Origin of the sequence: Actinomadura sp. 6K520 (assembly GCF_004349245.1) — a bacterium.
In the GTDB taxonomy this organism is placed as follows: Bacteria; Actinomycetota; Actinomycetes; order Streptosporangiales; family Streptosporangiaceae; genus Spirillospora.
Genome location: NZ_SMLC01000205.1, coordinates 1 through 11,198 on the forward strand (window position 1 = coordinate 1; position 11,198 = coordinate 11,198).

Sequence of the window (11,198 nt, forward strand, 5' to 3'; positions counted from 1 at the left end):
GGGTGGCGGCGGGCGAGGGCGTCCTGCAGCTCGTGGTGGGTGGTGCAGCGGCGGCCGTCCAGGAGCCCGGCGTGGGCGAGGGCGAACGCGCCGGAGCAGACGCTGGCGACCAGCCCGCCGGCGGCGTGGTGGCCGGCCAGCCGGCGGGCGGCGCCGGGGGAGACGGGCGGGGCGTGCCGGGCGTCGGCCTCACGCGGCGCCGCCCACCGCCACCCGGGGACCACGACGATGTCGTCGCGGGTCAGGTCCGGCCAGGCGGCGGGGGCCCGCAGCGCGACGCCCTGCGCGGTGACGACGTCGCACTGCTCCCCGCGAGAACCGTCCCCCCGGGAGCCGTCCCCGCCGGAACCGTCCCCGGCGGGGTGGTCGGCGATGTAGGTCAGCCGGTAGGGCAGGCCGTCGCGGGCGGCGGTGGAGAACACCTGGGCGGGGCCGGCGAGGTCGAGCAGGTGCACGCCCGGGACGAGAAGGAACGCGATCCGGTGCACGATCCGGTCAGGCTACCGGACGGCCGCCGGGCGGGGCGGGGCGAGGTCGTCCAGCGCGGCGATGTCGGCGAACCGGCCGGCCAGGGCGTACTCGGTGCGGGTGATGACCTGGGCGGTGGTCAGCGTGGCGGGGTCGGCCAGGACGTCGGCCAGGGGCCGCCCGGGCGGGGCGTCGCGGTGGGGGATGGGGAAGGTGGCGGTGGCGTCGGTGACGAACACGACCCGGTAGCCCAGGTCGGCCGCCAGCCGGGCGGTGGTCTCGCAGCACTGCTCGGTCTGGATGCCGCAGACCACCACCTCGCCGATGCCGCGTTCGGTGAGCAGCTGCTGCAGGTTCGTGGTGGTGAACGCGTTGCGGGAGGTCTTGGTGAGGACCGGCTCGCCGGCGGCCGGTTCCAGGCCGTCCATGAGGCGGACGTGGCCGAGGGCGGGGTCGAACACGGTGCCGCTGCCGGGCTCGGAGTGCAGCACCCACACCACCAGGTCGCCGGCGGCGCGGGCCGCGCCGACGAGCCGGGCGGCGCGGGCGTCGATGTCGGGCGCCGACACGGCCCGCCAGTTCGGGCGGCGGCGGAAGGACTCTTGGACGTCGATGACGAGGAGGGCTCTGCTCATGGCCCCGATGCTGCCCGCGGCGCGGGGCGCGCGGCAGGCATCATCGCGGCACGGTGCGGAACGATCCGGTCACCGGTACCGGGCCCGCCGCAAGGATTTCGGCCCGCGGGAGGGAGAGGGCGTTCTGTCCGGGAATCCCCCGGTGTGGCGGGCGCCCCGGGGTGCTGCGCCGTCCCCGCCCACACCGGAGGGCGGCGCAGGGCGGCCGGCGTGCGCACGGACGGGGTCGCGAACAGGGGGATGGACAGGGGGATGCGGCATGGGCGGCCACGAGGCCGGCGGCGCGGCCGACGCGGACGAGACCGCCGGCACCGACGGTGCCGGTGGCGGGGGTTCGCGCGCGGCGGGCGCGACCGTCGGGGTGGAGGAGGAGTTCCTCCTGGTCGACGCGGTGTCGGGGATGTGCGTCCCGCGCGCCGGGCAGGTCCTCGCGGCGGCGGGGGAGCACCCGTGGCGGGCGTCGGGCGGCGGGTTCCACACCGAGCTGCTGGCCTCGCAGGTGGAGGCGGCGACCGGGGTGTGCGCGGACCTGGCGGGCCTGCGGGCGCAGCTGCGCGACGGGCGGGCGCGGCTGGCCGCCGCCGCGCGGGCGGCCGGGGCGCGGCTGGTGTCGGCGGGCACGCCGGTGCTGGGCGGGCCGCCCCCGCCGGTGACGCCCGGCGACCGGTTCGCCGCGATCAGCGGCGCCCACGGGGAGGTCGTGGCGGACTACCAGGCGTGCGGCTGCCACGTCCACGTCGCGGTCCCGGGCCGGGAGACGGCCGTGGCAGTGGTGAACCACCTGCGGCCGTGGCTGGCGACGCTGGTGGCGCTGGCGGTGAACTCCCCGTTCGACCACGGCCGCGCCGGGCGCTTCGCCGGCCGCCGGATCGTGGAGATGTGGCGGTTCCCCGGCGCGGGCGTGCCGCCGTTCGCGGCGTCGGCGGCCGAGTACGACGGGCGCGTCGCGGCGCTGGTGGAGGCGGGCGCGCTGGTGGACGAGGCGATGACGTTCTGGCTGGCGCGGCCGTCGCCGCGGTGGCCGACGGTGGAGGTGCGCACGGCGGACGCGGCCGCCACCGCCGACGAGGCGGTGCTGCAGGCGGCGCTGGCGCGGGGCCTGGTCGGCGCGGCGCTGCGGGACCTGGCGGCCGGGCGGGAGGCCCCGCCCGTGGACGGGCAGGTGTGCGCGGCGGCGCTGTGGAGCGCGGCGCGGCACGGGATGCGGGGCCACGCGCTGGACCCGTTCACCCGGCGGCGCGTGCCGCCGTGGCGCATGGTGGAGGACCTGCTGGCCCGGGCCCGGCCCGCGCTGGCCGAGACCGGCGACCTGGACACCGTGCACGCGCTGCTGGAGGGCGTCCGCCGGGCCGGGACGGGCGCGGACCGGCAGCGCCGCGCGGCCGGGCGGGGCGGGCCCCGCGCGGTGGTGGAGATGCTGGCCCGGCACACCGAGTCCGGCGTGCTGGGCGGCGGGCCCGGCGGCCCCGGCGGGGGGCCGGACCGGGCAACGCAAGCGGCATCTGGGGAGGAAGCGGGCGTATGGGACGCGCGTGAGCGGGTACCGCAGCCGGACACGCACGGGACCACGGAGGACGCATGACCGCTCAGCAGGCCGCCCACCGGCAGGCACCCGTCCAGGCCCCGCGGCGGGCCGCCGCCCGGGCCCCGGCCGGGGCCTCCCGCGGGGAGCCGGCAGCGGTGCCGGCACTGCCCGCCGCGCGCGGCCCGCTGTCGCGGGCCGTCGTGGACGCCCTGTCCGCGGGCCCGCCCCCAAGCCCGGCGCACGGCCCGGAGCAGGAGGATGTCCGGCCGGGGCTGGACGCGTGGGCGGCGGCGCGGTCCGCCGACCCCTACGGGGAGGACCTGCAGCTGGCGCTGCACACCTGTTTCGAGCTGCACTACCGCGGGTTCGCGGGCGTCGACCCGGACTGGGAGTGGGACGCGGGGCTGCTGCGGCTGCGCGGGGCGATGGAGGAGGCATTCCTGGCGGCGCTGCGCCGCGACGTGGCCGGCGGGTCCGACGTGGACGGCGCGCTCGCCGGGCTGCTGACCGAGCCGGTCGACGCGTCCGGCGTCACCCACCACCTGCGCGACGAGGGGGAGTGGTGGCAGCTGCTGGAGCACGCGGCGCTGCGGTCGGTGTACCACCTCAAGGAGGCCGACCCGCACGCCTGGGTGATCCCGCGGCTGCGGGGCCGCGCCAAGACGGCGCTGGTCGCGGTCGAGCACGACGAGTTCGGCGGCGGGCGCCCCGAGATGATCCACCAGAGCCTGTACGCCGGCCTGCTCGACGACCTGGGCCTGGACCCCTCCTACGGCGCCTACGTGGACGCGGCGCCGGCGGTGATGCTGGCGACGGTGAACATGATGTCGCTGTTCGGGCTGCGGCGGTCGCTGCGCGCCGCACTGGTGGGCCACTTCGCCGCGGCCGAGATCACCACCGCGCCGTCCGCGCGGCGGATGGCGCGGGCACTGGAGCGGCTGGGCGCCGGGCCCCGCGCCGCGCGGTTCTACACCGAGCACATCGAGGCCGACGCCGTCCACGAGCAGGTGCTGCGGCACGACGTGATCGGCGGGCTGCTGGAGCAGGAGCCGGAGCTGGCGGGGGACGTGGTCCTGGGCGTGCAGGCCACATGCCTGCTGGAGGACCGCCTGGCCGCGCACCTGCTGGACCACTGGCGCGGCGGCCCGCCGCGCTCGGCGCTGCGCCACCCGCCACCGGGCCTGCCCACCGGCCCCGGGGAGGGCCCGAGGTCCGGTCCGGTGAGAGGCGAGTGAGGGGGACGGGGATGCTGCTGCTGAGAACTCCGGGGGTGTACCGCCCCCAGTCCGACACCCACCTGCTGACCGGCGCGCTGTGCGCGGCCGGCGTCCCCCGGGGCGCGCGGGTGCTGGAGCTGGGCACCGGGACGGGCGCGGTGGCGATGGCCGCCGCCCGCGAGGGCTGCCGCGTCGTCGCGGTCGACGTGTCGGCGCAGGCGGTGCTGGCGGCGCGGCTGAACGCGCTGGTGCGGGGCCTGCCGGTCCGCGTCCTGCGCGGCGACCTGTTCGCACCGGTCGCCGGCCGGCGGTTCGACGTGATCGTCGCCAACCCGCCGTACGTGGCGGGCGCCGCCGACCCCGCGACCGTGCGGGGACGGGCCCGCGCCTGGGAGGCCGGGCCGGACGGCCGCGCCCTGCTGGACCGCATCTGCGCCGAGGCGCCGCGGCACCTGACGCCCTCGGGCACGCTGCTGCTGGTGCACTCCGCGCTGAACGGGGTCGCGGCCACGCTGGTGTCGCTGCGGACCGCCGGGATGCGCGCGTCGGTGGTGGCGCGGCGCCGCGAGCCGCTGGGCCCGGTGATGCGCCGCCGGGCCGACCGGCTCCGGGCGCAGGGGCTGCTGCCCCCGGGGCAGGCGTACGAGGAACTCGTCGTCATACGCGCCGACCGCGTTCAGGACACCGCCGAAGCGGGCGGGCGACCCGCGGGCGAGGAGTCCGCGGACGAGGGACGCGGGGGTGAGGGACGTGGGCGCCGCGCCGCGTGACACCGCCGCGGCGGGGGGCGCCGCCGGGCCGCCGGGTGCCGGGTCGCGGGGGACGGCCGCGCGGCGGGTGCGGATGGTGCCGGGCGGGCCCGTCCTGGTGGAGGGCCCGGTCGAGGTGGTCCTGGAGGACGGCCGGACGGTGACCTCGGACCGCTTCCTGGTGGCGCTGTGCGCGTGCCGCCGCAGCCGCTCCTACCCGTTCTGCGACACCAGCCACCGCCGCCGCGTCCGCACCGGCGACACCGGTGACCAGGACGCCGGCACGGAAGGCGCCACGGAAGGCCGCACCTGACGCCGGACGGGACGCGGACCGCCCCCGCCCCTGTCCCGGCGCCGGGACAGGGGCGGGGGGGACAGGGGCCGGTCAGCCGCCCAGGCTGTCGAGGGCGACGTCCAGGCGCTGGGCGAGCCGCTCGATCTGCTCCTCGTTGGCGCCGGTGTCCAGCTCGGCGATCACCGCGTCCCGGGTGGTGACGACCAGGGCCTCCTCGGCGCCCTCGCCGCGGGACGGATCGGCTGGGACGACGGTGGCCTCACCGCCCACGACGACGAGCGCGGCGTCGCGTTCGCTGGAGGCCAGCAGAGCGTGCAGATGGTCGGATGTGATCGTGGGCATGTGGTGACCTCCGGTTCGTCCTCGCCGGTTCACGTCGATCAGGGCTTGGCGGTCAGGGTTTGGCGGTCAGGGTTTTCGGCCGATCCCGGAGGCGAGCTCGCGGATCCGGCCCGGCCCGCCGGTCCGCGGGGACAGCGGCGGGGTGTCGCGCCCCGCCGCGGTGCGCAGCCCCTCCAGCAGCTCGCGCACCGCGTCGCGGGCGGTGTGCCGCGGCGTCCAGCCCAGCTCGTCCCGCGCCCGCGACACGTCCATGATCGGGACCTCCATGGCCAGGTCGAACAGCCCGGGCGAGGCGGGCACCAGGTGCAGCGACCACGCCGCAGCCAGCGCCGCCCGCACTCCCCGCGCCGGGACCCGCACGGTGCGCGCCCCCAGCAGGTCGGCGAGCTCGGCCGGGTCCAGCACCGGGTCGGCGGCGATGTTGAACGCGCCGCGGACCTCGCGGGTGGCGGCCAGCCGGAACGCCTCGCCGGCGTCCGCGGAATGCAGCGCCTGCAGCCGCAGCCCCGGCAGGTCCGGGACGGCGGGGATGAGATCGGGGCGGGCCAGCCGCCCCGGCAGCAGCGGCCCGGCGAACAGCCGCCGCTGCTCCGACGCGCTCTGCCGCTCGAAGATGAAACCGGGCCGGATCCGCACCACGCGGCAGCCCGGGTTGACGGCCTCGAAGATGTCCAGCAGCCGCTCGACGTAGGCCTTCTCCCTGCTGTAGGCGGCGCCCGGCCACCCGTGCGTGGGCCACGACTCGTCCACGCCCCGGTCCTTGGGCCCGGGGGAGTAGGCGCCCACGGACGAGGAGTACACCAGGGCGGGCACGCCGGCCTCGGCGACGGCGTCGAACACGCGGGAGCTGCCGACCACGTTGGCGTCCCACGTCACCGCCGGGCGGTGCGTCGGCTGGAACAGCCACGCCAGGTGGACCACGACGTCGGCGCCGCGCATCAGCGGGACCAGGTCGCTGTCGGTGACGTCCGCCTCGGCCCACTCGACCTTCCCGGCGCCCTCCGGGGCGTCCTCGCCCAGGACGGCGCCGGGGCCGGGTGCGCGGCGGGCCAGGCCGGTGATCGCGGTGACGGTCGCGTCCGCGGCGAGCGCGCGGACGGTGTTGGTGCCGATGTTGCCGGTCGCGCCGGTGACGACGACGCGCATGGCGGCCTCCCCCTCGTCGGCCGTCCCCGCGGGCCCCTTCCCGCAGGTGGACGGGACCGCCCCATTCCCGCCTCACACCGTTCTATGCCCCCGGCCGCACCGTTCCGCCGCCGACGTCCCGGCCTGGCCTCCGGTGCGCACCGGCAAGCCGCGCAGTCAGGCAGGGCTTGGGTCAGGCGGGGCGGGGGTCGCCGGGGCGGCAGCGCAGGCACGGCCGGTACCCGGCGGCCAGCGCGGCGGCCAGGTCCCCGAACCCGCGCCGGTGCGCGGGTGTGATCCGCCGCGCGTCACCGCACGTCGGGTAGCACACGATCCCGGTGGTGTCGCTGCCGACCAGCCGCACCCCGCGCCGCGCCAGCTCGGCGACCCCGTCGACGTCGACGTCCTCGGCGCGCAGCAGCCGCTCCTTGGCCGCGGCACCGAACACGTACTCGCCGAGCGCCCCGTCCGAGCGGGTCACGCGGTGGCACGGGATCAGCAGCGGGACCGGATTGCGGCCCAGCGCCGACCCCACCGCGCGGACCGCCCGCGGCCGCCCCGCCATCCGCGCCACCCACGCGTACGGGCGGACCTGACCCCGCGGGATCCGCGCCGCGGCGCGCAGCACCGCCGCCTCGAACTCGCCGAGGCCGCGCAGATCCAGCCGCAGGCCCCCCGGGCGCCCGCTGCGCAGCGCCGGCACCAGCCCCGCGGGCGGTGCCGCGGCGGGCAGCAGCGGCCGCGCGAACCGGGCGCGGAACGCGGCGGCGAACTCCGCCTCGCCCATCCCGGCGCGCAGGTAGGCGACACCGTGGTCGGTGAAGGCGACCTGCAGGTCGGCGTGCGGATCCGGCAGCGGCCCGGGGACGTGGACACGGCGCGCCGCGATGCGGTCCAGCAGCCCCGCGGGCGCGTCGGCGCCCAGCCCCGCCAGCTCCGCGGCGAGCTCACCCGCCGGGTCGCCGGCCGGCGGCCCGGCCCCGCGCTCGTCTCGGGTCATCGGATGCCCCCCTTCTGCTCCTCGCCCGGCCGCCCGGCGCCGCGCAGCACGCGCAGCCGCGCCAGGCCCCGGGAGATGTGCGACTTGACGGTGCCCTCCGGCATGCCGAGCACCGCGGCGATCTCCGCGACGGGCAGGTCGGTGACGTGCCGCAGCACCACCGCGGCGCGCTGGTCGTGCGGCAGCCGCGCCAGCAGGGCGGCCAGCTCGCGGCCCGTCTCGCGGCGCGCGGCGGCGTCCGCCACGCCCTCGCCCGGGTCGGGCGGATCGGGCGCCTCCTCGAGCGGGCCCGCCTGCGGGCGCCGCGCCGCCGACCGCAGGCTGTTGCGCCACACGTTCGCCAGGATCGTCAGCAGCCACGCCCGCGGCCGCAGCGCCGCGACCCGCTCCGGCCCGTACCCGCACAGCGCCCGGTAGGCGCGCAAAAACGCCTCCGCCGACAGGTCCTCGGCCTCGGCCCACCGCCCGCACAGCCGCAGCGCGGTCGAGAACACCGCGCCCCGGTACGCCTCGTACAGCACCGCGAACCCGGCGTCCAGGTCACCCGACAGCGCCGCGACGACCCGCGCGGCCGCCGTGTCGGCGGCACCGCCCGCGTGGGAGATGGAGACCTCGTCCGTAACCGTCACATCCGCTCAACACCGCCGCGCCCAGCCCGGTTGCACCGGCCGCCCCCGCCCCGGTCGGCGCGGGGCCGCTCCCGCCGACCGTATCCGCCGCGCCGGGGCCGCGCCGCCAGGGCGGTCACCGCAGCCATCCGGGCCGGATCACGCCGGTCTCGTAGGCCAGCACCACCAGCTGCGCGCGGTCCCGCGCCCCCAGCTTGGCCAGGATGCGGCTGACGTGGGTCTTGGCGGTGGCGGGCGACAGCACCAGCCGCCCGGCGATCTCCTCGTTCGACAGCCCCGCCGCGACCAGTTCCAGCACCTCCCGCTCGCGGTCGGTGAGGGACTCCAGGTCCGCCGCGGGCGGCGGCGCGGTCAGCCGGGACGCGAACTCGGCGATGAGCCGCCGCGTCACGGTCGGCGCCAGCAGCGCGTCGCCGCGCGCCACCACCCGCACCCCGTGGATCAGCTCGGTCGGCTCGGTGTCCTTGACCAGGAACCCGCTGGCGCCCGCCTTGATCGCGCCGTAGACGTAGTCGTCCAGGTCGAACGTCGTCAGGACCACCACGCGGACGGTGTGCAGCGCCGGGTCGGCGATGATGAGGCGGGTCGCCTCCAGGCCGTCCAGAACGGGCATGCGCACGTCCATCAGCACCACGTCGGGCCGCAGCAGCGCCGCCTGCCGCACCGCCTGCTCCCCGTCCCCGGCCTCGGCGACGACCTCGATGTCGCCCTCGCCCTCCAGGATCGACCGGAACCCCGCCCGCACCAGCGTCTGGTCGTCGGCCAGCATCACCCGGATCATCCCGCCGCCTCCGCCCGCGCAGAGCCCCCGGGCTCGGCGGCGTCGTCCACCGGCAGCCGCGCCCACACCCGGTACCCGCCCGCCGGGCGCGGACCGGCCGTCACCTGCCCGCCTACCGACGCGGCACGCTCCCGCATGCCCCGCAGCCCGTTCCCGCCCGCCGCCGAAGCCGTTGCGGCCGGGCCGGTGCCGTCGTCGTCGACCTGCACGACCACCGCGCCCGACACGCGCCGCACCGACACCGTCACCTGCTCCGCCCCCGAATGCCGCACGGCGTTGGTCAGCGCCTCCTGCACGATCCGGTACCCCGCCAGCCCGACCGGCGCCGGCAGATCCGCCAGCCCGGACGGCCCCTCCACCGTCCCGCCGGGGGAGTCGGCCAGGTCCCCCTCCCGGCGGACGGCCAGCCCCGCGGCCGCGGTCTGCTCCAGCAGCGCACCGACCCGCGCCAGCGACGGCGCCTGCGACGGCGGCGGCGCCACCGGGCCGCCCACCGACGCCTCCACGTCCGTGCCCGCGTCCGTGCCCGCGTCCGCGTCGACCTGCCGCAGCACGCCCAGCACCCCGCGCAGCTCCCGCAGCGTCTCCCGGCTCGCGGCCTTGATCGCCTCCAGTGCCGCGTACGCGCGTTCGGGATCGTCGCGGCGGTGCAGCGCCGCCCCCGCCTGCACGTTGATCAGCGAGATCTGGTGCGCCAGCACATCGTGCAGCTCCCGCGCGATCCGCAGCCGCTCGGCGACCGCGCGGCGCCGCGCCTCCTCCTCCCGGCTCCGCTCGGCCTCGGCGGCGCGCCGCTCGGCCGCCTCGGCCCGGTCCCGGCGGCTGCGCACGTACTGCCCGAGCGCCACGGCGACCAGCAGCCCCAGCGACAGCGACGCCACCCCCCGCGCGTCCACGATCGCGTCCGGGTCACCGCCCCCGCCGCCGCGCAGCAGCGCCACCCCCAGGAACCCGGCGTTCACCACGATGACCGCGCCCAGCGACACCAGCAGCCGGCACTCCACCGCGGCGGTGAACAGCGCCACCCACAGCACCAGCGCCAGCGGCCCGTCCGGATACCCCAGCGGGTAGTACAGCGGCGGCACCACCACGCCGACCACCAGCACCGCCACCGGATGCCGCCGCCGCACCGCCAGCGCCAGCGTGGCCACCACGATCAGCGCGACCCCGCCCGGCCACAGCGCGCGGTCCCCGGGCTTGACCGCCACCACGCTCAGCACCAGGGTCACCACCAGCGCGGCGGCGGCGAGAACGGCGTCGGCGCCCTGCCCGCGCGGCCACCCCACCGCACGCACCGCACGCACGGCGCGGGCCGCGCCGGGGCCGCGGGGACGGGACGGGGGCGTTGTCACGGGGCAACCGTAGTTCAGCCGCGTCCCGCCCACCCAGCACACCAAGATCGCCACCCCGGGCTCCCCAGGGGACGGCCGGGGGAGCGCACCCTTGACTTTCGGCAGTAACGCCGCAGTACACGCGCTTGTAGCGTGGAGCGCGTGAACGACACGGCGTCCCCCCGCCCCGCCGGCGGGAAGGCCACCGGGCGCACCGCGGGACTGACAAGGCGCGCCGCGACGGCGGCGGCGGGCCGGGCCCGCGCGGCCGCCCGCACCGCCCGCCCGCGGGCGCTGCGCGAGGCCGTCCGCCGCCCCACCCGGGCCGCGCTGGTCAAGGACGCCCTGCTGTACGGGGCGCTGGCATTGCCCGTCACCGTCGACATCGTCTCGCCGCTGGAACCGGCCCGGTTGTCGTGGTGGCTGCGCGCGGGCGGCCTGGTGGTCCTGGCCGCCGCCGTCGCGGTGTGCCGCGCCCGGCCCACCGCGGCGCTGCTGACGGCCATCGCGCTGACCGCCGTCAACGGCAACTTCGTGTTCGCCATGCCCGTGCTGGCCTACCTGACCGGGCGGCGTACCATCCGCGCGCAGCCGCTGCTGTGGGCGTTCACCGCCGTGTTCGTCACCGGGTCGGTCCTGGCGATCGCACGCGGCCTTGCCGTCGAGACCTGGTTCCCCTCCACCGTCTGGCTGGTGCTGCTGGGCGTCCTGCCCTGGCTGACCGGCCGCTACTGGCGCCAGTACCAGGAACTCCTGCACGCCGGCTGGGAACGCGCCGAACGCCTGGAGCACGAGCAGCGCATCATCGCCGAACGCGAACGGCTCCGCGAACGCGCCCGCATCGCCCAGGACATGCACGACTCCCTCGGCCACGAACTCGCCCTCATCGCCGTCCGCGCCGGTGCCCTGCAGGTCGCGCCCGGCCTCGACGGCCGGCACCGCGACGCCGCCGCGCAGCTGCGCCGCGGCGCGGCCGAGGCCACCGAGCACCTCCGCGAGATCATCGGCGTGCTCCGCGAGGACACCGCCACCGGCCCCGACGCACCGGACGGGCGAGACCGGGCGGGCGGGGCCGGTGGCGGTGTCCTCGCGGAGCACGCC

At 78.2% G+C, this 11,198-nt stretch carries 13 protein-coding genes; 5 read left to right on the forward strand and 8 right to left on the reverse strand.

The features are described 5' to 3' along the window. A partial coding sequence (locus E1289_RS32595) for a DJ-1/PfpI family protein (RefSeq protein WP_207929296.1) occupies positions 1 to 488 on the reverse strand: 488 nt, incomplete at its 3' end. Positions 489 to 500: 12 nt separating this feature from the next. Continuing rightward, positions 501 to 1,103 carry an isochorismatase family protein gene (locus E1289_RS32600; protein ID WP_131987151.1) on the reverse strand — a complete coding sequence of 201 codons (603 nt, stop codon included), beginning with the start codon at positions 1,101 to 1,103 and terminating at the stop codon, positions 501 to 503. Between the two features lie 259 nt (positions 1,104 to 1,362). Here E1289_RS32600 and E1289_RS32605 point away from each other — a divergent pair, with 259 nt between their 5' ends. From E1289_RS32605 to E1289_RS32620, 4 genes are all read left to right on the forward strand, one after another. After that, a complete protein-coding gene (locus E1289_RS32605) occupies positions 1,363 to 2,685 on the forward strand; it encodes a glutamate--cysteine ligase (RefSeq protein ID WP_131987153.1) in 1,323 nt (440 codons plus the stop codon). Further along, the gene (locus tag E1289_RS32610; protein WP_131987155.1) at positions 2,682 to 3,863 is read left to right on the forward strand and encodes an iron-containing redox enzyme family protein; all 1,182 of its coding nucleotides are present in this window, start codon (positions 2,682 to 2,684) and stop codon (positions 3,861 to 3,863) included. The genes E1289_RS32605 and E1289_RS32610 overlap by 4 nt, the downstream gene beginning before the upstream one ends. Positions 3,864 to 3,874: 11 nt before the next feature. Continuing rightward, on the forward strand, positions 3,875 to 4,615 hold the full coding sequence (locus E1289_RS32615; protein ID WP_131987157.1) for a HemK2/MTQ2 family protein methyltransferase: 741 nt from the start codon (positions 3,875 to 3,877) through the stop codon (positions 4,613 to 4,615). Positions 4,616 to 4,688: 73 nt separating this feature from the next. Further along, positions 4,689 to 4,907 carry a CDGSH iron-sulfur domain-containing protein gene (locus tag E1289_RS32620; RefSeq protein ID WP_131987167.1) on the forward strand — a complete coding sequence of 73 codons (219 nt, stop codon included), beginning with the start codon at positions 4,689 to 4,691 and terminating at the stop codon, positions 4,905 to 4,907. A gap of 72 nt (positions 4,908 to 4,979) precedes the next feature. On the opposite strand, the gene E1289_RS32625 is transcribed toward E1289_RS32620, so the two are convergent. From E1289_RS32625 to E1289_RS32650, 6 genes are all read right to left on the reverse strand, one after another. Then, entirely contained in the window at positions 4,980 to 5,231 is a 252-nt protein-coding gene (locus E1289_RS32625) for a hypothetical protein (RefSeq protein WP_131987159.1), read from the reverse strand. 66 nt (positions 5,232 to 5,297) lie between these two features. Beyond that, positions 5,298 to 6,377: an NAD-dependent epimerase/dehydratase family protein gene (locus E1289_RS32630; RefSeq protein ID WP_131987161.1), complete on the reverse strand. Its 1,080-nt coding sequence runs from the start codon at positions 6,375 to 6,377 to the stop codon at positions 5,298 to 5,300. 172 nt (positions 6,378 to 6,549) lie between these two features. Then, on the reverse strand, positions 6,550 to 7,356 hold the full coding sequence (locus E1289_RS32635; protein WP_131987163.1) for a methylated-DNA--[protein]-cysteine S-methyltransferase: 807 nt from the start codon (positions 7,354 to 7,356) through the stop codon (positions 6,550 to 6,552). Then, entirely contained in the window at positions 7,353 to 7,985 is a 633-nt protein-coding gene (locus E1289_RS32640) for an RNA polymerase sigma factor (RefSeq protein WP_243713300.1), read from the reverse strand. Before E1289_RS32640 ends, E1289_RS32635 begins: the two co-directional genes overlap by 4 nt. Positions 7,986 to 8,100: 115 nt before the next feature. Beyond that, positions 8,101 to 8,766, reverse strand: coding sequence for a response regulator transcription factor (locus E1289_RS32645; RefSeq protein ID WP_131987165.1), 666 nt, complete (start codon positions 8,764 to 8,766; stop codon positions 8,101 to 8,103). After that, positions 8,763 to 10,118 (reverse strand): histidine kinase, encoded by a 1,356-nt coding sequence (locus tag E1289_RS32650; RefSeq protein WP_243713301.1) that lies wholly within the window; start codon positions 10,116 to 10,118, stop codon positions 8,763 to 8,765. The genes E1289_RS32645 and E1289_RS32650 overlap by 4 nt, the downstream gene beginning before the upstream one ends. 141 nt (positions 10,119 to 10,259) lie before the next feature. On the opposite strand from E1289_RS32650, the gene E1289_RS39895 reads away from it, so the two are divergent. Continuing rightward, the coding region (locus E1289_RS39895; protein ID WP_243713302.1) for a histidine kinase at positions 10,260 to 11,198 on the forward strand (939 nt) is incomplete at its 3' end.

What these genes read in the sequence shown, in the direction of transcription:
- E1289_RS32610 (WP_131987155.1), top strand. Translation starts at nt 2,682, where the DNA reads ATGACCGCTCAGCAGGCCGCCCACCGGCAGGCACCCGTCCAGGCCCCG.
- E1289_RS32615 (WP_131987157.1), top strand. Translation starts at nt 3,875, where the DNA reads ATGCTGCTGCTGAGAACTCCGGGGGTGTACCGCCCCCAGTCCGACACC.
- E1289_RS32625 (WP_131987159.1), bottom strand. Translation starts at nt 5,231, where the DNA reads ATGCCCACGATCACATCCGACCATCTGCACGCTCTGCTGGCCTCCAGC.
- E1289_RS32645 (WP_131987165.1), bottom strand. Translation starts at nt 8,766, where the DNA reads ATGATCCGGGTGATGCTGGCCGACGACCAGACGCTGGTGCGGGCGGGG.
- E1289_RS32600 (WP_131987151.1), bottom strand. Translation starts at nt 1,103, where the DNA reads ATGAGCAGAGCCCTCCTCGTCATCGACGTCCAAGAGTCCTTCCGCCGC.
- E1289_RS32605 (WP_131987153.1), top strand. Translation starts at nt 1,363, where the DNA reads ATGGGCGGCCACGAGGCCGGCGGCGCGGCCGACGCGGACGAGACCGCC.
- E1289_RS32620 (WP_131987167.1), top strand. Translation starts at nt 4,689, where the DNA reads ATGGTGCCGGGCGGGCCCGTCCTGGTGGAGGGCCCGGTCGAGGTGGTC.
- E1289_RS32630 (WP_131987161.1), bottom strand. Translation starts at nt 6,377, where the DNA reads ATGCGCGTCGTCGTCACCGGCGCGACCGGCAACATCGGCACCAACACC.
- E1289_RS32635 (WP_131987163.1), bottom strand. Translation starts at nt 7,356, where the DNA reads ATGACCCGAGACGAGCGCGGGGCCGGGCCGCCGGCCGGCGACCCGGCG.